Source organism: Faecalibacterium gallinarum (genome assembly GCF_022180365.1).
Taxonomy (GTDB): Bacteria; Bacillota; Clostridia; order Oscillospirales; family Ruminococcaceae; genus Faecalibacterium; species Faecalibacterium gallinarum.
In genome coordinates this window covers 20,170-41,812 of record NZ_BQKV01000034.1, presented here as the reverse complement: position 1 = coordinate 41,812, position 21,643 = coordinate 20,170, and the positions used below count along the sequence as shown (strand labels likewise).

Sequence of the window (21,643 nt, the reverse complement as noted above, 5' to 3'; positions counted from 1 at the left end):
CGACCAGATGCCGCAGATTGCGGGTCCGATCGAAGGGGGTTTCTCATTTTATCCAGCCGGTATAAACTGGTTCAGTTTTTACTGCTGGGCGTTCTTCTTGGCTTCCAGAGCCAGGATAGCGTCCCGGCGGCTCAGGTTGATGCGGCCCTGCTGGTCGATGTCGGTGACCTTGACCACGATGGCATCGCCCACGGCCACCACGTCCTCCACCCGCTCAACACGCTTGGTGTCCAGCTTGGAGATGTGGACCAGGCCTTCCTTGCCCGGAGCGATCTCCACGAAGGCGCCGAAGTTCATCAGCCGGGTGACCTTGCCCTTGTAGATGGCGCCGATCTCGGGATCCTCCACAATGGTCTTGATGGTGAAGATGGCCCGCTTGGCGTCCTCCTGATCCACGGCGGAGACGAAGACATGGCCGTCCTCCTGCACGTCGATCTTGCAGTTGCAGTTGGCGCAGATCTCCTGGATCACCTTGCCGCCCTTGCCGATGACGTCCTTGATCTTGTCGGTGGGGATCATCATGCTGAACATCTTGGGGGCCCAGCGGCTCAGCTCGGCGCGAGGCTCGGCGATGACCGGCTTGATGATCTCGTCCAGGATATACAGGCGGCCCTTGCGGCACTTCTCGAAGGCGTCGGCGATGATCTCATAGGTCAGGCCGTCGATCTTGATGTCCATCTGGATGGCGGTGATGCCCTTGCGGGTGCCGCCCACCTTGAAGTCCATATCGCCGTGGAAGTCCTCCACGCCCTGGATGTCCAGCATGGTCATCCAGCGGTCGCCCTCGGTGATCAGGCCGCAGGAGATGCCGGCCACGGGGGCCTTGATGGGCACGCCTGCATCCATCAGGGCCAGAGTGGAGCCGCAGATGGAAGCCTGAGAGGTGGAGCCGTTGGAGCTCAGGACCTCAGACACACAGCGGATGGTGTAGGGGAACTCCTCCAGAGAGGGCAGGACAGGCACCAGAGCCCGCTCGGCCAGAGCGCCGTGGCCGATCTCGCGGCGGCCGGGGCTGCGGGGTGCACGGGCCTCGCCGACAGAGTAGGGCGGGAAGTTATAGTGGTGGATATACCGCTTGGTCTGCTCGTCGGTCAGATCGTCCATCAGCTGGTTGTCCTTGGTGCTGCCCAGGGTGCAGGTGGTCAGAACCTGGGTCTGGCCGCGGGTGAACATGCCGGAGCCGTGGACCCGGGGCAGGATGCCCACTTCGGCGGCCAGGGGACGGATCTCGTTGATGCCGCGGCCGTCCACACGCTTGCCCTCGTCCAGCAGCCAGCGGCGGACCACGAACTTCTGCATCTTATAGCTGACCAGCTCCAGGTCGGCGTCGGACAGGTCGGGGTACTGCTCGGCGATCTTGTCCATGATGGGCCGCAGGGCAGCGTCCCGGACGTTCTTGTCGTCGGTGTCCATGGCGGCCTTGAAGTCGTCCAGATACTGCTCCTTGATGGCGTGGAAGATATCCATATCCAGGCCCACGGTCTGGAACTCGATCTTCGGTTTGCCCCGCTCGGCCACGATCCGGTTGATGAACTCGATGATCTTCTTGATCTCCTCGTGGGCGGTCTTGATGGCCTTGAGCATGGTATCCTCGTCCACCTCGTTGGCGCCGGCCTCGATCATGACGATCTTGTCCATAGTGGCGGCAACGGTCAGGGCCAGATCGCTCTGGCGGCGCTGCTCATAGGTGGGGTTCAGGACGATTTCGCCGTCCACCAGGCCCACCTGGACGCCGCCGATGGGGCCGTTCCAGGGGATCTCGGACACGGCAGTGACCAGAGAGGCGCCGATCATGCCGGCGATCTCGGGGCTGCAGTCGGGGTCCAGGCTCATAACCGTCATGGTGATGCAGACGTCGTTGCGCATCTCTTTGGGGAAGAGGGGGCGCATGGGGCGGTCCACCACACGGCTGGTCAGGATGGCCCGCTCGCCGGGGCGGCCCTCACGGCGCATAAAGCTGCCGGGGATGCGGCCTGCGGCGTAGAGCTTCTCCTCGTATTCCACGTTCAGGGGGAAGAAGTCCACCCCCTCGCGGGGTTTGGGGCTCATGGTGACGTTGCACATCACGACGGTCTCGCCGTAGCGGATCATCGCGCTGGCATTGGACAGGCCGCACATCTTGCCCATCTCGGCCTTGAACGGGCGGCCGGCCAGCATGGTCTCGTAGACCTTGTAGTTCGGGAAGGTCTCTTTGCGGGAACCAAATTCGATTGCCATTGTTTTTGCCTCCTTGTCCTTTATCAAGCGCCGCCCTGCCGGGGCGCCGCGTTTTATCCCAAAAGCCGCCGCCGCGAGCTATAGCAATAAACCCAACGGCTGTGCATCGCCCGGCCGCTCGGTTTACTGCTGCAACACGCAGCAGAGGGCTTTTTGTTCCTGGTGGAGAATAGCCAAAAGGGCAGGCACCCAAAAACCGGTACCTGCCCCCTCTTTGTTGAATTACTTACGCAAACCCAGGGTAGCGATCAGAGCACGATAACGCTCGATGTCCTTCTTCTGGAGGTAGGCCAGCAGATTGCGGCGGCGGCCAACCATCTTCATCAGACCACGGCGGCTGTGGTGATCGTTCGGGTTCTTCTTCAGGTGCTCGTTCAGCTCGTTGATGTGAGCGGTCAGCAGAGCGACCTGGACCTCGGGGGAGCCAGTGTCCTTCTCGGTGAGGGCGACCTTGGCCATAACTTCCTGCTTGTTCATGTTACAGTACCTCTTTATAAAATATTATTTGCCGGCGGCGCAGCAATGGGGACCGGTCTTCCCTGTTGCAGGGCATACCCCCAGAACCTCGCCACGGTAACAGATGTATTATATCAAAAGTCCGAGGAAAAAGCAAGCGTGTTCCCCGCCTTTGTTAATTTTATATTTTTCCGCAAAATTCCCACAACATCTTGAAAAGTCGTGAACAAATAGTATAATCATTATGTAGAGTGCACAATTTTGAGAGATTGTGCAAAAAAAATCACAAGCCGGTTTCGGCTTGGCAAGAGAGAGAAAGAGGAACGTATTATGAACACTGCAAGAAAGATCACCCGCCGCAATTTCCTAAAAGCGGCTGCGGCCGCCACCATGGCCGCCGGCTTTAGCCTGAGCGCCTCCGCCGCCGGGCCGGAGGAGAACTGCCTGGGCCTGCTGCGCCCCGACATCACCGCCCTGCGGAACACCAGCTTCGGCCCCATTCTGGGCAAGGACAACGGCGACCATCTGGTGTGGTATGGCATCCCCTATGGCGCCGCCCCGGTGGGCGATCTGCGCTGGTGCCCCCCGCAGGACCCCGCCCCCTGGTCCGAGACCAAGGACTGCACCGCCGCCAGCGAGGTGGCCTATCAGTACAGCAACGGGCCCATCGGCACCGAGGACTGCCTCAAGCTGGATGTCTACGCCACCCCCGACGCCTATAAGCGGCCGGTGCTGGTCTTTATCCACGGCGGCAACAACCAGACCGGCAACACCAAGGAGGTTCTGGGCAGCGAGCTGGTGGTGAAGGATGACTGCGTCTTTGTCACCCTGGACTACCGCCTGGGCCTGTTCGGCTTCAACTGCCTGCCCGCCCTCCAGACGGGTGCCGATGACACTGGCAACTATACCCTGCTGGACATCTCCAAGGCTCTGGACTGGGTCAAGGAGAACATCGCCCAGTTCGGCGGCGACCCCAACAACATCACCATTTCCGGCTTCTCGGCGGGCGGCCGTGACGTCATGGCCATGCTGGTGAGCCCCCTGTTCACCGGCCGGTTCCAGAAAGCCATTGCCTTCTCGGGCGGCATGACCATCGCCGACGAGGCCGCCAGCGCCAGCCAGATTGCCTGGGCCATCGCCCCCCTGGCAGTGGAGGATGGCCTGTTTGCCGACGAGGCTTCCGCCAAAGCCTGGCTGATGACCTCCGGCGCCGACGTGAAGGATTGGCTCTACTCTCTGGATTCCGCCCGGCTCTGCGCCCTGATGGGCAACGCGGGCATCCGGATGAGCGCCTTCCCCCATCTGTACGGCGACGGCGTCACCCTGCCGAAAGAGGGTTTTGCCACCACCCAGTACAACAGCGTGCCCCTGATCATGCTCACCGGCAGTACCGAGTTCAGCATGTTCAATAACTTCGACCCCTACTATTCCAGCGACGCCATGGCCGGTCTGAGCGCCGAAATCGTCCAGGCGGCCAACAATTTCGGCTGCAAGTACGGCTCCGATATGTACCGGATCTTCAACGCCCAGTGCAGCGCCGAGACCATGTACCAGAACTACGACGCCAACATCTACCTGTGCCAGGTGGAGTATGGTTCCGACGCCAGCCTGTCCACCATTCCGGTGCTGGGCTCCTTCCACGGCATCTTTGTCCCCATGCTCTCCTCCGTCCACAACTATGCAGGGATGTACGATTTCAGCCAGGCGGGCTACCAGGCCATGGCCGAGCAGTTCAACCTCTACTTAAAGAACTTCCTGGTCTCGGGCAACCCCAACAGCGACGGCTCCCTCTTCGGCATCAAGACCCTGTTCTCCGGCGCCAAGAGCCCCGACCTGGTCTGGCAGAACTGGACTCCCGAGAACAAGCTGAGCCTGGTGATGGATGCCGATGCCCTGAACGACGTTCTGGCCATGAAGGATGTCTCCACCACCTACGACGCCATCATGGACCGGATGGACGCCGACGCCACCATCCCCGCCGAGGTCAAGACCGGCGTGATCCGCAACGTGATGAACGGCCGCTGGTTCAGCGCCGCCCTGGATGCCCGCTACGGCAACCCCACCCTCTGGAAGTAAGTTCTCTCCCCTTTTGACTCCCCTTTAAGCCCACTGTCATTTCCATAAAAACAGGCCCGCACCAGCGGGGAGCAATGCTCTCCGGGGTGCGGGCCTGTTGATTTATTGGGTCGGGGGGTGCTCAGCCCTGGCCGAAATATTCCCGGGCGCGGCGGGCTGCATTCTGGATGCAATCCCGCAGCTGGTCCAGGTTGTCGAACTTCTTGCTGGGGCTCAGATAGGCGTGGAACTCCACCACCGGGTCCTGGCCGTAGAGATCCCCCTTGAAATCGGGGATAAAGGTCTCGCAGGTCACCTGAGTGATGTCGTCGTTGACGGTGGGGCGGGTGCCCAGGCCGGTGGCCGAGGGATACCACACCCCGTCGATGCAGGTGCGGGTAATATAGATGCCGTACCGGGGCAGCTGGTAGCCCGCCGGGTAGATCTGGTTGATGGTGGGCACCCCCAGGGTACGGCCCAGCCCCTTGCCGTGCTGGACCGAGAACCGGATGGCGTAGGGCATGCCCAGCATGGCGTTGGCCGCCGGGATGTCGCCCCCTTCCAGTGCGGTGCGGATGCGAGTGGAGGAAACGGGTTTTTCCTCAAACTGGGCCATGGGCAGGACCACCACCTCCACCCCCAGGGGGGCGCAGAGCTGCCGCAGCATCTCCGGAGTGCCCGCAGCGCGGGCCCCAAAGGTGAAGTTTTCGCCGCAGAACAAAGCCCGAGCGTGGCAGTCCTTGACGATCCCCCGGACAAACTCCTCCGCCGAAAGTCCCTTGATGGCCTCGAAATCGGGCACCAGGTAGTGCTCCACCCCCAGGCTCTCGATCAGGCGGTGTTTGTCCGCCGTGGAGATGAGCCGTTTGCCCTTCATTTTGTTCTCCATCGGCAGGTGGAAGGTAAAGACCACCGGCGCGGCGTTGTGGGCTCTGGCCCACTCCACCGCTCCGCCGATCACCGACCGGTGCCCGATGTGGATGCCGTCAAAGTAGCCCATGGCCACCGCCGCACCCTGTTTCTCGCCCAGGGCAAGGGGCGAAAGTTCTGAATAAATCTGCATTGGTTTTCTGTTCCTTTAAAATTTATCCGGCACTGCGCTCCACAAAGAGCTTTTCCACCCGGAGAACCCCCTGCACCACCCGGGCCAGGCCCAAAAACTGGCCGGCCTCATTCCGCACCCGGTACCGCCCGTCGGCGGCCGGGTAGCGGCTGGTGGGGCAGCCGTTGTAAAGGTGCTGTTCCACCCGGAGCGCCACTGTCAAGAGGGGCAGCGATTCAAAAACGCTCTCCACCGGCAGCAGCAGCTCCTCCAGCCGGCCCTCCGCTTTGGCGGCCAAAATCTCCTCCAGGGTGTGGGCGTCGGCCTCTCCATACACCCCGGCCTGGATCCGCCGCAGGGCGCTCATGGTGCCCTTCTGGCCCATGGCCGCGGCGATATCCTCCAGCAGGGTACGGATGTAGGTACCCTTGGAGCAGCGGACCGTCAGCTCGTAGGTATCGGCGGCAGGGCTGCCCTCGTATTCGATGGAATAGACCTCGATGGGACGGGGCTGCCGCTCCACCTCGATGCCCTGGCGGGCCGCTTTATAGAGGGGCTGGCCGTTGATTTTCACCGCCGAATACATGGGCGGAATCTGCATCTGGGGCCCGATGAATTGGGGTAAAATTGCTTTCAGCTCCGCCTCCCCGGCGGTGACGGGGGCCGTTTCCAGCACCTGGCCGGTGATGTCGCCGGTGTCGGTGCGAGCCCCCAGCCGGAGGGCGGCGCGGTAGGTTTTGTCGTGGTTGAGCTGGAGGTCCACCGCCTTGCTGGCTCCGCCGCAAAAGACGGGCAGAACGCCGGTGGCCATGGGGTCCAGGGTGCCGCTGTGGCCCAGCTTGCGGGTGCCCAAAACGCCCCGGAGCTTTGCGATCACATCGAAACTGGTCCAGTCCTGGGGTTTATCAACAATCAGGATTCCCTGCATCAGCCTTCCTCCCGGGCATTGAGTTCCGCTTCCACCTCGGCGAGGATGGCGCTCTTGGCGTTTTCCAGGTTGCCCAGCAGCTCACAGCCGGCAGCCCGGCCGTGGCCGCCGCCCCCCAGGCGCCGGGCGATGGCGCAGGCGTCCACCCCTTTGGCGGTGCGGACGCTGATCCGGTAGCTGCCCCCCGGCTGCTGCCGGAGGGTCAGCCCCACCTTGACCCCCGCAATGCTGATGGGCAGGCTGGTGAGTTCTTCCAGATCAGCGGGGTCCACCCGGGTGGCCGCAATCTCATCCCGGGTGAGGTAAATCAGAGCACAGCGGCCATCCAGATAGTATTCCAGATGGTTCCGGGCGATCCGCTCGGCCTCCATCCGCTCGGGGGACTTGTTGTCAAAGAGCAGGGTGTTCAGCTCTTCCAGGTGCGCCCCGGCTTCCACCAGCTTGGCCGCCACCCGATGGGTCCGGGCCGTGGTGCTGGAGAATTTGAAGCAGCCAGTATCCGTCGCCAAGCCGGTATAGAGGCAATCCGCAATATGGGGGGTGAGGGCCACCCCCATGGCCTCGATCACCTCGCAGAGCAGTTCGGCCGTGGCGGCCGCGCCCGCGTCCAGCAGGGTGTACTCGGCGTAGCCGTTGTTCCCGGCGTGGTGATCGATGCACAGGTCCACATGGCGGGCGAACTCCGGCACCCGGTTGTTCTCGCCAAAAAGCTGGATGCCCGCCACATCCACCGCAACCACCAGCGAGGGTTCAAACTCCCCTTTGTACAGATGCAGGTTCAGGTACGCATACTGCGGGGGGATCGGATCGGAGCAGAGCACCCCTGCCGTCCGGTCCAGCGCCCGCAGCGCATAGTACAAAGCGCCGCCGCAGCCCAGAGTATCCCCATCCGGGTTTTTATGACACAGAATCAAAATGTTGTCCGCAGCCAGCAGGCGCTCGGCCATCTGCTGCACAGTCAGCTGTTCTGTCATGCCACGATTCCATCCTTTCCTCTCAGGCGGAGCTGTTACTCAGCGTCCCCGGTCTCCGGCTGATCGGCCGAATCCTCGGTGGTGCTCTCCACGTTCAGCTCCTTGAGAAGCGCATTGATATGGGCCGCATAAGCTGCGCCGTCATCCTCGATGAAGATGAAGCGGGGGGCCTTGCGGATGTGCATTTTGCGGCTGACCTCGGTACGCACGTGGCCCGCGGCGCGGTTGAGCGCCTCAATGGCCGGGGCGGGCCCATCGGGCCGGCCCATAACGCTGACGTAGACTTTGGCCACATCCAGGTCGGGGGTCACATCCAGCCGGGTGACGGTCAAAAGGCCGCCCTCCAGCCGAGGGTCCTTGAGCTTGCCGATGATGGCGATCAGCTCACGCTTCATATCCTGGGACAGCCGTCCCATGTTCTTCTGCGACATTTTTTATCTCCTTTAGCCTTTAGGGAGGAGGGGGCAAACTCAGTCGCGGTACTCCTCCATCTTGAATGCTTCGTACACGTCGCCTTCCTTGACGTCGTTGAACTTCGCCAGGGTCACGCCGCACTCGAAGCCCTCGGCCACCTCTTTGGCGTCATCCTTGAAGCGCTTCAGAGAGGCGATCTCGTCCTCGGCCAGCACGATGCCGTCGCGAACAACCCGGACCTTGCTGTCCCGGGTGATCTTGCCGTTGGTCACGCGGCAGCCGGCGACGGTGCCCACGTTGCTGATCTTGTACACCTGGCGGACCTGCAGCTCGCCCAGGGCGACCTCGCGGTACTTGGGTGCCAGCATGCCCTTCATAGCGTCGGTGACATCGTTGATGGCGTCGTAGATGACGCGGTACATCCGCATTTCCACCTTGGTGGCAGCGGCGGCTTCCTTGGCGACGTTGTCGGGGCGGACGTTGAAGCCGATGATGATGGCGTTGGATGCGTCGGCCAGGTCCACGTCGGACTTGTTGACGGCACCCACGCCTGCATGGATGACCCGGACCCGGACCTCGTCGTTGGAGATCTTCTCCAGGCTCTGCTTGACGGCCTCGGCGGAGCCCTGGACGTCGGCCTTGACGATGATGGCCAGTTCCTTCATGTCGTTCTGGGCCATCTGGGTGAACAGGTTATCCAGAGTAACCTTCTGGAAGGCGGAGAACTGCTTCTCCTTGGCGGCGGCGGCGCGCTTCTCGGCCAGCTCACGGGCCAGGCGCTCGTCCTCGACGGCCTCGAACAGGTCGCCGGCCTCGGGCACGGCGGTCAGGCCGGTGATCTCCACGGGGGTGGAGGGAGTCGCCTCGGCGATGTTGCGGCCCTTGTCGTCCCGCATGGTGCGGACACGGCCCACGGCGGTGCCGGCGATGATGACGTCGCCGGTGTGCAGGGTGCCGTTCTGGACCAGAATGGTGGCCACGGGGCCCTGGCCCTTATCCAGCCGGGCCTCCACCACGGCGCCCTTGGCGCGGCGGTTGGGGTTGGCCTTCAGCTCCATGACCTCAGCTTCCAGAGCGATCCGCTCCAGCAGGTCGTTGATGCCCATGCCGGTGAGGGCCGAGACGGGGATGCAGGCCACGTCTCCGCCCCAGTCCTCGGGCACCAGGCCGTACTGGGTCAGACCCTCCTTGACCCGCTCGGGGTTGGCGGTGGGTTTATCCATCTTGTTGATGGCGACAATCACCTTGACGCCGGCGGCCTTGGCGTGGTTGATGGACTCAACAGTCTGGGGCATGATGCCGTCGTCCGAGGCCACCACCAGCACGGCGATGTCGGTCATGTTGGCGCCGCGGGCACGCATGGAGGTGAAAGCCTCGTGGCCCGGGGTGTCCAGGAAGGTGATGACGCTGTCGTTGATCTTGACCTGGTAAGCGCCGATGGCCTGGGTGATGCCTCCGGCCTCGCCCGCGGTGACGTTGGTCTTGCGGATGGCGTCCAGAATACTGGTCTTGCCGTGGTCGACGTGGCCCATGACGCAGACGACCGGCGGACGCTCCACCAGATCCTCGGCGGCGTCCTCCTCCTGGACGAACAGCCGCTCCTCGATGGTCACATGGACCTCGTGCTCGACCTTGGCGTGGAACTCCTCGGCCACCAGAGAGGCGGTATCAAAGTCCACCACGTCGTTGATGGCGTGCATCTCGCCCAGCTGCATGAACTTGGCGATGACCTTGTTGGCCTGCTGTTTCAGGCGGGCGGCCAGCTCACCCACAGTGATCTCGTCGGGGATCATGACCTTGAGCTGGGCGTTCCGGGCCTTCTCCAGCTGGAGACGCTGGAGACGCTCGAACTCGCTCTCCCGCTTGCCCTTCTGGAACTGCTGACGCTGGCGCTGGCTGCGCTGGGTGAACTTCTGCTTGTTGCCCTGGGGGGTGGGCTTGCGGCGGTTCTCGGTGTTCTTGGTGGAAGCCAGATCGTCGTAACGGGCGTCAAAGCGATCCACGTTCATATCCACCGTACGGGTGTCCACCATGACCTGGTTGTTCTCCCGCTTAACCTCCACGGCCTGGGCGGAAGCGCTGGGAGCCTGGGCGCCGGTCTGACGGGCCAGCTCGCTGAAGGAGACGGTCTTCTCCTCCCGCTTCTTGTGGGGCTGGTCGTTCTTCTGGCCGCGCTTGGCGTCCTTATTGCCGGCGGGCTGGGCCTGCTCGGCCTTGGGAGCGGGCTGGGCAGCCTTCTTCTCCGCCTGGGCGGGCTTCTTGGCCTCGGGCTTCTTCTCGGCGGGCTGGGCCTTGCCGCTGTTCAAAAAGTCGCTCAGATCCGTCTCGCTGTTGGCGCGGCTGAACTTCTCCAGCAGGTAGTTCAGCTCGTTCTCCTCCAGGGGGGAGCTGTTCTTCTTGCCGGTGCTCCCCATGGCGGCCAGCTCCTCCAGGATCTTCTTGACGGGCTGATTGATGTCTTTTGCAAAATCGACAACTTTATATTTTACGATCATTCGCTCAATTCCTCCTCATTCATGATAATGCCGCAGTCGGTCAGCCGGTCGAAACAGAGCTTCGCCAGGTTGCGGTCGGTTACCGCATAGACCGCCACCGCCCGGTGGCAGACCGCGGCCAGCTGGTCCTGCGTCAGCGGCATGGGCAGCACGTCGACCAGATCGCCGACGGCGTTCTTCATCCGCTGCACGGTCTTGGGGCTCGCGTCCGATGCCGTCAGCACCAGCCAGGCCTTGCCCTTGACGCAGGCTTCTTCCACCGCGTCAAAGCCCATGGTCAGCTGGCCCGCCTTGCGGCAGAGGGACAGCGCCTGATACAGCGCCTGCTCGGGGTTGGGGGCAGGTTTTTGGGGCTTATTCTGTTTGGGCATCCTGCGCCTCCTTTCCGGCCGTCTGGCTCAGCTGAAGGGCCAGCGCCTCATATACTTCGGCGGGAACAGGCTGTTCAAAGCTGCGTTCCAGCGCCTTTTTCTTCTGGGCCTTTTTCAGGCACTCGGGGTCGGGGCAGAGATACGCCCCGCGGCCCGGTTTTTTGCCCACAGCGTCGATGCTGATCTCCCCCGTAGGGGCCCGAACCACCCGCACCAGCTCTTTTTTGGGCCGGCTTTCCTGACAGCCGATGCACTGGCGCATGGGGATCTTTTTCTGTGCCATCCGTTTTCCCTCCCTTGGCGTGGATTATTTGAGACTTATTCGGCGGGCTCGGCGGCGGGCTTCTCTTCCTCCTCGCCGTAGTAGCCGCTCTCAGGGCGGATATCAATGTTGTAGCCGGTCAGCCGGGCGCACAGACGGGCGTTCTGGCCCTTGTTGCCGATGGCCAGGCTCAGCTGCTGGTCGGGCACGGTCACACGGCAAGAGCGGGTCTCACCGGGCAGCAGCTCGACTTTCAGGACCTTGGCGGGGCTGAGAGCTGCCGAGATGAACTCGGTGACATCCTCGCTCCAGCGGACGATGTCGATCTTCTCACCGCCCAGCTTCTCCACAACCGCGGCCACACGGTCGCCGTGGGGGCCGATGCAGGCCGAGACGGGGTTGACGTTGGGGTCCTTGGACCAAACGGCCATCTTGGTGCGGACACCAGCCTCCCGGCTGATGGCCTTGACCTCGACGGTGCCGTCGAAGATCTCGGGGACTTCCAGCTCGAACAGGCGCTTGACCAGGCCGGGGTGGGTGCGGCTGATCATGACCCGGGGGCCGCGCTCGCCGGTGAGAACGTCCACCACATACACCTGGAGGATCTGGCCCTCGGTGTAGGTCTCGCCGGGCACCTGCTCGTTCCGGGGCAGAATGGCCTCGCCGCCCTTGCCCAGATCCAGGGAGACGATCTTCTTCTCGGGATCGATCCGGGTGACGGTGGCCTGGACGATGTCATGGCTCTTGGACTGGATCTCGCTGAGCTGCTGGCTCCGCTCGGCCTCCCGGATGCCCTGACGGATGACGTGCTTGGCGGTCTGGGCAGCGATCCGGCCGAACTCCTTGGTCTTGAGGGGGGTCACCAGACGCATGCCGGCCTTGTAGGTCTTGCGGATGTTCTGGGCATCGCTCTCGGCCACCTGGGTGTGCTCGTTCTCCAGCTCTTCGTCGGGGACAATGTCCTGCACCAGAGCCACATTGAACTTGCCGGTGGCGGGGTCGATCTCCACCAGGACGTTGTCGTCCTCCACCTCATAGTTCTTCTTGACTGCGATCACAATCGCGGCCTCGATCTTCTCCAGCAGATACTGGGCCGTAATGCCGCGCTCGTGCTCCAGCATGGTGAGCGCTTCAAAAAACTCGTTGTTGCCTGCCATTTTTGTCTATTCCTCCTGCAATGTTTTCTGATCCAAAATCAAAGGCTTGTCAGCCGAAAAGATCTTCGTCGTCGCACAGGCGCACCATGCTGGCGGCCTGAAGCTCAAAGGATGCGGGGCCCGCCTCGGTCTCGACTGTGACGGTGCTGCCCTCCCGGCCGGTCAGAATCCCGGCAAACTCCCGCTGGCCCGCGGCGTTGGCGCGGTAGAGCCGGACCCGGATTTTCTGGCCGGTGAGCGCGTCGTAGTGCTCGGGTTTGGTCAGACGGCGGCCCAAGCCAGGGCTGCCCACCTCAAGGTAGTAGCTCTGCTCGATGGGGTCGGCCTCGTCCAGAACGGGGTCCAGCGCATGAGAGACCTCTGCACAGATGTCGGTATCCATGGGGCCGTCCCGATCGATCAGCACCCGCAGGTACCAGTCCGGCCCCTCCTTCTCAAAGACAACATCCCAAAGCCGAAGGCCCATCCCCTCAACGATGGGGCGGACCAGTGCTTCGACCCGTTGCGCGGTATTGCCGCCCGACTGCTTCGCCATCCAAAAACCTCCAAAGAAACAAGAAAAGCGGACCTTGCGGCCCACTTTCCAAATTCGTGTATTCGTACTATTAGAATATACCACACCGTGCGGAAATATGCAAGCGTTTTGGGCCAAAAAGCCGCAGGCAGGCCCGAAATTCGGTCGCCTGCGGCAGGATTTTTGCCCAAAATGGGGTTCTAATCAGAGCACCCACTCGCCGCCCTTGAAGATCTGGACGGTGCGGCCGTCCCGGCACAGGCCGGTGATCTCGGTGTCCTCGGCGCCCACCATCACGTCCTCGTGGAGGGTGGACTGGTTCATGCCACGGGCCTCCAGCTCCTCTTTGGACAGGGCGGTGCCCCCTGCGGTGGTGCCGGGGTAGCTGGCGCCAAAGGCAATGTGGCAGGCTGCGTTCTCGTCGAACAGGGTGTTGTAGAACAGCGCGCCGCTCCGGTTGATGGGGCTGGAAGCGGGGACCAGCGCCACCTCGCCGATGTGACGGGCGCCCTCGTCGGTGTTCAGCAGCTCGCCCAGCAGCGCCTCGTTCTCCTCGGCGCCGTATTCTTCGATCCGGCCATTCTTGAAGGTAACATGGAAGCCTTTAATCAGCTGGCCGTTGTAGTTATAGGGCTTGGTGCCGTAGACGATGCCCTCCACCCGATCCTTGTGGGGGGCCGTGAACACCTCCTCGGTGGGGATGTTGGGCAGGAAGGGCACCCCCTTCTCGTTCTTGCTGCCGGCGCTCTCCCAGATGGCGCCGTCGGCAAGACCCACGGTCAGGTCGGTGCCGTTGGAGCTGGTGAAGTGGAGGCTCTCCAGGTCCAGGGCATTCATCTTCTTGCCCAGCTCATCCAGGCGGGCCAGATGGCTCTGCCACTCGGTGACGGGGTCGCCGCCGGAGACCCGGCAGACGTCAAAGATCAGCTGCCAGAGTTTTTCGACGGCATCTGCCTCGCTCAGTTCGGGGAAGATCTTCTTGGCCCAGGGCTTGCTGGGCATGGCGGCGATGCACCACTGAATCCGGTCGTTCATGGTGTACTCCCGCCAGGGCATCAGGGCCTTGCGGCGGGCGGCGTTCACCCGGCTGATCTTGCCGCCGTCCAGACCCGCCATGCTCTCGGGGTCGTCGGCCAGCAGGTGGAGCACACAGGCCCCGCCCTCGCTCTCGGCGTAGTCCAGATAGCTGCGCAGGACGTAGGGTTTCACCTCGCAGAGAGTCTCCTCGCTGGCCAGCTCCATCCGGGCGCGGGAGACGGCGCTGTCCGACCAGTCCACCCGGACGTCCCGGGCGCCGGCCTCAAAGGCGCTGCGGACGCACAGGCGGGCCAGAGGGGCAGCCTCCAGAGAGGCGTTGATGATCAACGTCTGCTGGGGCTGGACGTTGCAGCCCACACGGACGATAAAATCGGCATATTTCTTCAGCAAAACATCAAAGTTTTCCATGGGTATATCATTCCTTTCTGCCGCCGGGGCGGCATCCTGTAAATTCTGGTCCCAGTATAGCGCAAGTAGTATCCCCTTGTCCACCGGGCAAATCCGAATTTTCTGTGTACAAACTGCGATAAAAACGGCCCCCGCCGCAAACGCAGCAGGGGCCGGGAAGGATACAGGTTTTTGCCGGGGTCAGGATTAGAAGGCGATCTTCTCTTCCAGCCAGGCGCGCAGCTCGCTGATGGGCATACGGACCTGCTCCATGGTGTCGCGGTCGCGGACGGTGACGCAGTTGTCGGCCACAATGCCCTTGGCCTCGTCGCCGATGGTGTCGAAGTCCACGGTGATGCAGTAGGGGGTGCCGATCTCATCCTCACGGCGGTAACGCTTGCCGATGGAACCGGTGTCGTCGTAGTCCACCATGAAGTACTTGCTCAGCTCGTTGCGGATCTCCATGGCCTTGTCGCCTAGCTTCTTGCTCAGGGGCAGGACAGCACACTTGAAAGGAGCCAGAGCCGGGTGCAGGTGCAGGACGGTGCGGACATCCTCCTTGCCCTTGGAGTCAACCAGGTGCTCCTCGTCGTAGGCCTCGCAGAGGAAGGCCAGGGCCACACGGTCACAGCCCAGAGAGGGCTCGATGACGTAGGGGATGTAGTGCTCGTTGGTCTCGGAGTCATAGTACTCCAGGCTCTTGCCAGAGGCCTCCTGATGGCGGCCCAGGTCGTAGTTGGTGCGGTCCGCGATGCCCCACAGCTCGCCCCACTCGGTGAACGGGAAGGCGTACTCGATGTCGGTGGTGGCGCGGCTGTAGAAGGCCAGCTCGGCGGGCTCGTGGTCACGCAGGCGGAGGTGCTCCTCCTTGATGCCCAGGCTCAGCAGCCAGTTCTTGCAGAAGTCCTTCCAGTAGGCGAACCACTCCAGATCGGTGCCCGGCTTGCAGAAGAACTCGCACTCCATCTGCTCGAACTCACGGGTCCGGAAAGTGAAGTTGCCCGGGGTGATCTCGTTGCGGAAGGCCTTGCCCACCTGGCAGACGCCGAAGGGCAGCTTGCGGCGGGTGGTGCGCTGGATGTTGGCGAAGTTGACAAAGATGCCCTGGGCGGTCTCGGGCCGGAGGTAGCAGGTGGAAGAGCTGTCCTCGGTGACGCCGATGGCGGTCTTGAACATCAGGTTAAACTTGCGGATGGGGGTGAAGTCGTGCTTGCCGCAGATGGGGCAGACCACGTCCTCGTGCTCGGCGATGAACGCATCCATCTCGTCAAAGCTCATGGCGTCCACGTTGACCTCGGGGTGCACATCCCCGATCAGCTTGTCGGCGCGGTGGCGGGACTTGCAGGCCTTGCAGTCCAGCAGCGGGTCGGAGAAGCTGGCCACATGGCCGGTGGTGACCCAGGTCTGGGGGTTCATGATGATGGCAGCATCCAGGCCCACGTTGTAGGGGCTCTCCTGCACAAACTTCTTCAGCCAGGCCTTCTTGACGTTGTTCTTGAACTCCACGCCCAGGGGGCCGTAGTCCCAGCTGTTGGCCAGACCGCCGTAAATCTCGGAACCGGGGAAGATATAGCCGCGGTTCTTGCAGAGATTGACGATCATATCAAGGGTCTTTTCGCTCTGTTCCATAACTGTTACATCCTTTCCGTCCGCGGCTGGTTTGCCGCGTCGTTGTGATAGTATCCCGGCGGTGTGTTCCCTCCCGGCGGGCGCGCCCCCGCACCGGGGCCGCAGTGTCTTTACTCTATCATGTTTTGGCCGAATTATCAAGCGGCGGGGCGCTTATTTGTGGTATTTCAGCCCGCTGTTGATGGTGCAGGCCCGGTAAATCTGCTCGGTGAGGACAAGCCGGGCCAGCTGGTGGGGCAGGGTGATCCGCCCCATGCTGAACCGGAGCACCGCCGCCCGCTTGACTTCCTCCGCCAGGCCGTGAGACGAACCGATCACAAAGGCCACGTCCCCTGCCCCGCTGCCGGCCCGCTGGGCCAGAAAGTCCGCCAGCTCCTCGCTGGAGATCTGTTTGCCCTCCACACAGAGGGCCACCAGGGCCGCGCCTTTCCGGACATTGGCGAGGATCGCTTTGCCCTCTTTTTCCAGGGCGCGGCGGACCAGAGCGTCCGAGGCGTTTTTCTCCTCGATTTTTTCCTCCGGCAGCTCGATGATCCGGAAATTGGCAAAGGCGGCCAGCCGTTTCTGGTACTCGGCCACCCCCTCGGCGAAGTATTTGGCGTTGAGTTTGCCCACACAGATTAAATCGATGTTCTGCATTTTCTCCCCCTTACAAAAGGCTCAGCTGCTCGCCGGCGTCCTCTTCCCGCAGCAGTGCGCCGGTGGCGGGCAGACTCCGCACCCGGTAGCGGTGGGGGTTGGCCAGCTCCAGGGTATCGGCGGGCTGGACCGAGAGGATGCTCTGATTCTTTTTCAGGGTGACCACCGCCACGCCCTGGCTGTCCCGGGTGGCTTTCTCGGCGATCTGGGCGGTGCCCACGAGGAGCAGCCGCCCGGCCGAGGTGCGGATGGCGATCTCGGTCTCCTCGGGGATATAGAGCATCTTGGCCAGGGTGTCCTTGTCGCTGTAAGCGTTCAAAAGCTTGCGGCGGTTCTGCTTGGTGGCATAGGAGGCCAGGGGGATCTTGGCGCACTTGCCCCCCGCGAAGAAGAAGAGCATCCAGCCGGAATAATCGGTGGTAAGCTGCATCCAGACGATGTTCTCCCCCTCGTCCATCCCCAGCTTGCCGGGCAGATAGATGCCCATCTGGCCCACTTTGCCGTCCTCGAACTCGCTCAGGCGGCTCTTGTAGACCTGGTGCTGGTCGGTGAAGAAGAGGGCCTCCACGTTGTTCCTCGTTTCCAGCTGGCGGATGATCTCGTCTCCCTCTTTCAGCTTGTGGGCGCCGGTGCCCCGCAGGCTCTGGGGGGTAATCTTTTTCAGGTAACCCTCCCGGGTGAAGAAGACGGTCACCGGGTAGTCGGGGATGTTGTTCTCCTCCTCGTCGGCGCCCGTCTCGGGCAGGTCGTAGAGGATCTCGCTGCGGCGGGGGGCGCCGTATTTCTTGGCCACATCCCCCAGCTCGTGGATGATGATCCGGCGGATCCGGGCGGGCTTTTTGAGGATGTCGTTCAGGTCCTCGATGTCCTTTTCCAGCTGTTCAATCTCGCCCGTCCGCTTGAGGATATACTCCCGGTTCAGGTGCCGCAGCTTGATCTCGGCCACATAATCGGCCTGGACCTCGTCGATGCCGAAACCGATCATCAGGTTGGGCACCACCTCGGTTTCCTCCTCGGTGTGGCGGATGATGTGGATGGCCTTGTCAATGTCCAGCAGGATGGCGGCCAGACCCTGCAAGAGGTGGAGCCGCTTTTCCTTGCCGCGAAGGTCGTAATACGTCCGGCGGCGGACGCACTCCATCCGGAAGGCAGTCCACTCCTTCAGAATCTCCCGCACCCCCATCACCCGGGGCTGGCCCGAAATCAGGATGTTGAAGTTGCAGCTGAAGCTGTCTTCCAGCGGGGTGGACTTGAAGAGCTTGGCCATCAGTTTCTCCGGGTCCACTCCCCGCTTGAGGTCGAGGGTGAGTTTCAGGCCGTTCAGGTCGGTCTCGTCCCGCATATCGCTGATCTCTTTCAGTTTGCCGGCCTTGACCAGCTCGGTGATCTTGTCCATGATGGCCTCCACCGTGGTGGTGGGAGGAATCTGGGTGATCTCGATCATATTTTCGCCGGGCACCGCGTTGTACCGGGCCCGCACCCGGACGCTGCCCCGGCCATTCTCATAGATCTCCCGCATCTGGGCTTCGTTGTAGAGGATCTGGCCGCCCCCCGCAAAATCCGGCGCGGGCATGGTGGTGGCGATGTCGTGGTTCTCATCCTTCATCAGGGCGATGGTGGTGTTGCACAGTTCCGCCAGGTTGAAGGAACAGATGTTGCAGGCCATGCCGACGGCGATGCCCAGAGTGTTGTTGGCCAGGATAGTCGGGAAGGTCACCGGCAGCAGGGTGGGCTCGGTGGTGGTGCCGTCGTAGTTGGGGACAAAATCCACCGTTTCCCGGTCGATGTCCCGGAACAGCTCCTCACAGACCGGGTCGAGCTTGGCCTCGGTGTAACGGGCCGCCGCATAGGACATATCCCGGCTGTATGCCTTGCCGAAGTTGCCCTTGCTGTCCACAAAGGGCACCAGCAAACTCTCGTTGCCCCGGCCCATTCGGACCATGGTATCATAAATCGCCGCGTCGCCGTGGGGGTTGAGCCGCATGGTGCTGCCCACAATGTTGGCGGATTTGGTCCGCCCGCCCTTCAAAAGGCCCATGCCGTACATGGTATAGAGCAGCTTGCGGTGGGCGGGCTTGAAGCCGTCGATCTCGGGCAGGGCCCGGCTGACAATGACGCTCATGGCATAGGGCATATAGTTGGTCTCGAGGGTGCGGGTGATAGGGTCCTCCAATACGCTGCCCGCGTTGAGGATCTCCACCCCCTCCCCCAGCTGGGGGCGCACCGGCGCCGAACTTTTTTTGGTTGTTTTTCTTGCCATTCTCTTTCTCTCCTGTTACGACAGGTCCAAATCGTCCAGATATTCCGCGCCGTGGGCCGCGATATGATCCTTCCGCCCCTGGAGGTTGTCCCCCAGCAGGATGTCGAACACCCGGGCGGTCTCCTCCACATCGGCGGGCATCACCTTGATCAGACGGCGGCTGTCCGGGTTCATGGTGGTCAGCCACATCATCTCGGGGTCATTCTCGCCCAGACCTTTGGAGCGCTGGATGGTGTATTTCTGGTTCCCGATTTTCTGCAAAAAGGCCGCCTTCTCGGGTTCGGTGTAGGCAAAATAGGTGCGGTCCTTGGTATTGATCTCATACAGCGGCGACTCGGCGATGTAGACATACCCCTTTTCGATCAGGGTGGGGGTCAGCCGGTAGAGCATGGTCAAAACCAGGGTGCGGATCTGGTAGCCGTCCACGTCGGCATCGGTACAGATGACGATCTTATTAAACCGCAGATTATCCAGGCTGAAGGTGGCCAGCTCTTTATTGTACTTGCCCCCCAGCTCGATGCCGCAGCCCATAACCTTAATTAAATCGACGATGATGTCCGACTTGAAAATCCGGGCGTAGTCGGCTTTCAGGCAGTTCAAAATCTTGCCCCGCACCGGCATGATGGCCTGGAACTCGCTGTCCCGGCTGGTCTTGACCGCGCCCATAGCCGAGTCGCCCTCCACGATATACAGTTCCCGGCGAGCGGGGTCCTTGGTGCGGCAGTCCACAAACTTCTGCACCCGGTTGGCCAGGTCGATCTGGGTGGAGAGGGTTTTCTTGATGCTCTGGCGGGTTTTCTCGGCGTGCTCCCGGCTCTGCTTGTTCACCAGCACCTGCTGGCAGAGCTTCTGGGCCTCGTCGGGTTTTTCCAAAAAGTAGACTTCCAGATAATGTTTCAGGAAGTCGGTCATGGCCTGGGAGACAAATTTATTGGTAATGGCCTTTTTGGTCTGGTTCTCGTAGCTGGTGCGGGTGGAGAAGCTGGAGGACACATAGACCAGACAGTCCTGGATATCCTGGAAGCTGATGGAGCTCTCGCCTTTTTTATAGAGGTTCTTCTCCTTCAGATACTTATTGATCTGGTAGACAAAGGCGGTGCGGACCGCGTGCTCAGGGCTGCCGCCGTGTTCCAGCCAGGAGGAGTTGTGGTAATATTCCAGCATCTGCACCTTATTGGAGAAGCAGAACGCCGCGCTCATCTTTACCTTATAATCGGGCTGGTCCTCCCGGTCCCGGCCCACCGCCTCCGACTCGCAGGAGAAAACGGGGGTCAGGGTGTCCTCCCCGGCAACTTCCTTTACATAGTCGGAGATGCCGTTCTGGTAGCAGTAGCTCTCCTTCCAGGGTTTGCCGGTGGCGGGGTCTTTCTCTTTTTCGTCGATGAAATTGAGGGTCAGCCCCGCGTTGACTACCGCCTGGCGGCGGAGCACATCTTTATAATAGCTGGCGGGCACGTCGATGTCGGTGAACACCTCGTCGTCCGGCATCCAGTGGATGATGCTGCCGGTGCGCCGGCCTTTGTAAGGTTCTTTTTTCAGGCCGCCCACGTTTTCGCCCTTGGCGAAATCCAGGTGGTAGTGGGTGCCGTCCCGGTAGATGTCGGCGGTCATCCAGGCCGAAGCGTACTGGGTGGCGCACAGGCCCAGGCCGTTGAGACCCAGACTGAACTCGTAGTTGTCGGCTCCCTCGCCGTATTTGCCGCCCGCGTACATCTCGCAGAACAAAAGCTCCCAGTTGTAGCGGTTCTCGCCGTTGTTCCAGTCCACCGGGATGCCCCGGGCGAAGTCCTCCACCTGGACGCTGCCGTCCTTGCAGCGGGTGACGTTGATCACATTGCCGTGACCGTCCCGGGCCTCGTCGATGGAGTTGGAGATAATTTCAAAGATCGAGTGGGCGCAGCCCTCTACTCCGTCCGAGCCGAAGATGACGGCCGGCCGCTTGCGCACACGGTCTGCCCCTTTTAAAGAGGTAATGCTCTCGTTTCCATATTCGTTTTTTCTTGCCATGTCTATCCTCCAGACCTGCCCGCCGCCCGCATTTGGCGGCGGCCTTGTGCTGTCAGTCTCTAAAAGATAATTTAACCATAACGCCGCTCTAAAAGTCAAACGCTTTTCATTTTGGCGCAGGCACGTAGGTTTAGGCAGGGAGGCAAATTTTTTCAAAAAAATTTGAAATTCCCCCTTTACAAAATCGGATTTTGCGGTATAATAACTAGCGTCCGGTGCGCCTCTGTAGCTCAGTCGGTAGAGCAGGGGACTGAAAATCCCCGTGTCATTGGTTCGATTCCGATCGGAGGCACCATTTTTTGCGGCCGTAGCTCATCTGGTAGAGCGCCACCTTGCCAAGGTGGAGGTAGCGAGTTCGAGCCTCGTCGGCCGCTCCATTTGGAACGGCAATCGCCGTTCCTGTATGGCCCGGTAGCTCAGTTGGTTAGAGCACCAGCCTGTCACGCTGGGGGTCGTCGGTTCGAGCCCGATCCGGGTCGCCAACATGGGAGATTGACCCCTCCCGCCTACTTTGAACTTCTGGTTCAGGGCACTCCCCGCCGGAGTGGACGCAGGGATAAATGCGTCAAATATGCGGCCGTAGCTCATCTGGTAGAGCGCCACCTTGCCAAGGTGGAGGTAGCGAGTTCGAGCCTCGTCGGCCGCTCCATAAGGAGCAGGTATTCTGCTCCTATTATGGTGGCGTGGCCAAGTGGTAAGGCAAAGGTCTGCAAAACCTTCATCCACCAGTTCAAATCTGGTCGCCACCTCCAAGAACCCTCATGCATTTGCATGAGGGTTTTTTGTTTTTGTCCGGCG

The 21,643-nt window shown here is 61.7% G+C and carries 17 protein-coding genes and 5 tRNA genes; 6 read left to right on the top strand and 16 right to left on the bottom strand.

Annotated features, from left to right (window positions below; all coding sequences use genetic code 11):
• Nucleotides 1-78: 78 nt before the first annotated feature.
• Nucleotides 79-2,217 carry a polyribonucleotide nucleotidyltransferase gene (locus JCM17207_RS05935; RefSeq protein ID WP_238316704.1) on the bottom strand — a complete coding sequence of 713 codons (2,139 nt, stop codon included), beginning with the start codon at nt 2,215-2,217 and terminating at the stop codon, nt 79-81.
• 222 nt (nt 2,218-2,439) lie between these two features.
• Nucleotides 2,440-2,694 carry a 30S ribosomal protein S15 gene (gene rpsO / locus JCM17207_RS05930; RefSeq protein ID WP_005933138.1) on the bottom strand — a complete coding sequence of 85 codons (255 nt, stop codon included), beginning with the start codon at nt 2,692-2,694 and terminating at the stop codon, nt 2,440-2,442.
• A gap of 309 nt (nt 2,695-3,003) precedes the next feature.
• Between rpsO and JCM17207_RS05925 the strand changes: the two genes are divergently transcribed.
• Complete coding sequence (locus JCM17207_RS05925) at nt 3,004-4,749, top strand: carboxylesterase family protein (RefSeq protein WP_238316703.1); 1,746 nt, start codon at nt 3,004-3,006, stop codon at nt 4,747-4,749.
• 121 nt (nt 4,750-4,870) lie between these two features.
• On the opposite strand, the gene ribF is transcribed toward JCM17207_RS05925, so the two are convergent.
• From ribF to JCM17207_RS05855, 14 genes are all read right to left on the bottom strand, one after another.
• Entirely contained in the window at nt 4,871-5,791 is a 921-nt protein-coding gene (ribF, locus tag JCM17207_RS05920) for a riboflavin biosynthesis protein RibF (RefSeq protein WP_238316702.1), read from the bottom strand.
• Between the two features lie 22 nt (nt 5,792-5,813).
• Entirely contained in the window at nt 5,814-6,698 is an 885-nt protein-coding gene (gene truB / locus JCM17207_RS05915; protein WP_238316701.1) for a tRNA pseudouridine(55) synthase TruB, read from the bottom strand.
• On the bottom strand, nt 6,698-7,672 hold the full coding sequence (locus JCM17207_RS05910; RefSeq protein WP_238316700.1) for a DHH family phosphoesterase: 975 nt from the start codon (nt 7,670-7,672) through the stop codon (nt 6,698-6,700). Before JCM17207_RS05910 ends, truB begins: the two co-directional genes overlap by 1 nt.
• 35 nt (nt 7,673-7,707) lie before the next feature.
• Nucleotides 7,708-8,103: a 30S ribosome-binding factor RbfA gene (rbfA, locus tag JCM17207_RS05905; RefSeq protein WP_238316699.1), complete on the bottom strand. Its 396-nt coding sequence runs from the start codon at nt 8,101-8,103 to the stop codon at nt 7,708-7,710.
• A gap of 39 nt (nt 8,104-8,142) precedes the next feature.
• The gene (infB, locus tag JCM17207_RS05900; protein ID WP_238316698.1) at nt 8,143-10,581 is read right to left on the bottom strand and encodes a translation initiation factor IF-2; all 2,439 of its coding nucleotides are present in this window, start codon (nt 10,579-10,581) and stop codon (nt 8,143-8,145) included.
• A complete protein-coding gene (locus tag JCM17207_RS05895; protein ID WP_238316697.1) occupies nt 10,578-10,952 on the bottom strand; it encodes a L7Ae/L30e/S12e/Gadd45 family ribosomal protein in 375 nt (124 codons plus the stop codon). The genes infB and JCM17207_RS05895 overlap by 4 nt, the downstream gene beginning before the upstream one ends.
• Complete coding sequence (rnpM, locus tag JCM17207_RS05890) at nt 10,936-11,235, bottom strand: RNase P modulator RnpM (protein WP_238316696.1); 300 nt, start codon at nt 11,233-11,235, stop codon at nt 10,936-10,938. The genes JCM17207_RS05895 and rnpM overlap by 17 nt, the downstream gene beginning before the upstream one ends.
• Before the next feature lie 35 nt (nt 11,236-11,270).
• On the bottom strand, nt 11,271-12,371 hold the full coding sequence (nusA, locus tag JCM17207_RS05885; RefSeq protein ID WP_238316695.1) for a transcription termination factor NusA: 1,101 nt from the start codon (nt 12,369-12,371) through the stop codon (nt 11,271-11,273).
• Between the two features lie 49 nt (nt 12,372-12,420).
• The gene (rimP, locus tag JCM17207_RS05880; RefSeq protein ID WP_238316694.1) at nt 12,421-12,906 is read right to left on the bottom strand and encodes a ribosome maturation factor RimP; all 486 of its coding nucleotides are present in this window, start codon (nt 12,904-12,906) and stop codon (nt 12,421-12,423) included.
• Between the two features lie 183 nt (nt 12,907-13,089).
• Nucleotides 13,090-14,331, bottom strand: coding sequence for an aminopeptidase (locus JCM17207_RS05875; protein ID WP_238316693.1), 1,242 nt, complete (start codon nt 14,329-14,331; stop codon nt 13,090-13,092).
• 186 nt (nt 14,332-14,517) lie between these two features.
• The gene (locus JCM17207_RS05870) at nt 14,518-15,939 is read right to left on the bottom strand and encodes a glycine--tRNA ligase (protein WP_238316692.1); all 1,422 of its coding nucleotides are present in this window, start codon (nt 15,937-15,939) and stop codon (nt 14,518-14,520) included.
• A gap of 153 nt (nt 15,940-16,092) precedes the next feature.
• On the bottom strand, nt 16,093-16,578 hold the full coding sequence (gene rlmH / locus JCM17207_RS05865) for a 23S rRNA (pseudouridine(1915)-N(3))-methyltransferase RlmH (RefSeq protein WP_238316691.1): 486 nt from the start codon (nt 16,576-16,578) through the stop codon (nt 16,093-16,095).
• Nucleotides 16,579-16,588: 10 nt separating this feature from the next.
• Nucleotides 16,589-18,838: a DNA gyrase subunit A gene (locus tag JCM17207_RS05860; protein WP_238316690.1), complete on the bottom strand. Its 2,250-nt coding sequence runs from the start codon at nt 18,836-18,838 to the stop codon at nt 16,589-16,591.
• A 15-nt stretch (nt 18,839-18,853) separates the two neighbouring features.
• Entirely contained in the window at nt 18,854-20,845 is a 1,992-nt protein-coding gene (locus JCM17207_RS05855) for a DNA gyrase/topoisomerase IV subunit B (protein WP_238316689.1), read from the bottom strand.
• Between the two features lie 219 nt (nt 20,846-21,064).
• Between JCM17207_RS05855 and JCM17207_RS05850 the strand changes: the two genes are divergently transcribed.
• From JCM17207_RS05850 to JCM17207_RS05830, 5 genes are all read left to right on the top strand, one after another.
• A tRNA-Phe gene (locus JCM17207_RS05850) sits at nt 21,065-21,140 on the top strand.
• Nucleotides 21,141-21,146: 6 nt separating this feature from the next.
• A tRNA-Gly gene (locus tag JCM17207_RS05845) sits at nt 21,147-21,222 on the top strand.
• Nucleotides 21,223-21,250: 28 nt separating this feature from the next.
• Nucleotides 21,251-21,327: transfer RNA gene (locus JCM17207_RS05840), tRNA-Asp, on the top strand.
• Between the two features lie 91 nt (nt 21,328-21,418).
• Nucleotides 21,419-21,494: transfer RNA gene (locus JCM17207_RS05835), tRNA-Gly, on the top strand.
• Between the two features lie 28 nt (nt 21,495-21,522).
• Nucleotides 21,523-21,597, top strand: a tRNA-Cys gene (locus JCM17207_RS05830).
• Nucleotides 21,598-21,643 lie beyond the last annotated feature (46 nt).

Coding starts and splice junctions, on each gene's coding strand:
- JCM17207_RS05935 (WP_238316704.1), bottom strand. CDS start 2,217: ATGGCAATCGAATTTGGTTCCCGCAAAGAGACCTTCCCGAACTACAAG.
- JCM17207_RS05860 (WP_238316690.1), bottom strand. CDS start 18,838: ATGGCAAGAAAAACAACCAAAAAAAGTTCGGCGCCGGTGCGCCCCCAG.
- JCM17207_RS05855 (WP_238316689.1), bottom strand. CDS start 20,845: ATGGCAAGAAAAAACGAATATGGAAACGAGAGCATTACCTCTTTAAAA.
- rbfA (WP_238316699.1), bottom strand. CDS start 8,103: ATGTCGCAGAAGAACATGGGACGGCTGTCCCAGGATATGAAGCGTGAG.
- rnpM (WP_238316696.1), bottom strand. CDS start 11,235: ATGGCACAGAAAAAGATCCCCATGCGCCAGTGCATCGGCTGTCAGGAA.
- truB (WP_238316701.1), bottom strand. CDS start 6,698: ATGCAGGGAATCCTGATTGTTGATAAACCCCAGGACTGGACCAGTTTC.
- ribF (WP_238316702.1), bottom strand. CDS start 5,791: ATGCAGATTTATTCAGAACTTTCGCCCCTTGCCCTGGGCGAGAAACAG.
- infB (WP_238316698.1), bottom strand. CDS start 10,581: ATGATCGTAAAATATAAAGTTGTCGATTTTGCAAAAGACATCAATCAG.
- nusA (WP_238316695.1), bottom strand. CDS start 12,371: ATGGCAGGCAACAACGAGTTTTTTGAAGCGCTCACCATGCTGGAGCAC.
- rpsO (WP_005933138.1), bottom strand. CDS start 2,694: ATGAACAAGCAGGAAGTTATGGCCAAGGTCGCCCTCACCGAGAAGGAC.
- JCM17207_RS05875 (WP_238316693.1), bottom strand. CDS start 14,331: ATGGAAAACTTTGATGTTTTGCTGAAGAAATATGCCGATTTTATCGTC.
- rlmH (WP_238316691.1), bottom strand. CDS start 16,578: ATGCAGAACATCGATTTAATCTGTGTGGGCAAACTCAACGCCAAATAC.
- JCM17207_RS05870 (WP_238316692.1), bottom strand. CDS start 15,939: ATGGAACAGAGCGAAAAGACCCTTGATATGATCGTCAATCTCTGCAAG.
- rimP (WP_238316694.1), bottom strand. CDS start 12,906: ATGGCGAAGCAGTCGGGCGGCAATACCGCGCAACGGGTCGAAGCACTG.
- JCM17207_RS05910 (WP_238316700.1), bottom strand. CDS start 7,672: ATGACAGAACAGCTGACTGTGCAGCAGATGGCCGAGCGCCTGCTGGCT.
- JCM17207_RS05925 (WP_238316703.1), top strand. CDS start 3,004: ATGAACACTGCAAGAAAGATCACCCGCCGCAATTTCCTAAAAGCGGCT.
- JCM17207_RS05895 (WP_238316697.1), bottom strand. CDS start 10,952: ATGCCCAAACAGAATAAGCCCCAAAAACCTGCCCCCAACCCCGAGCAG.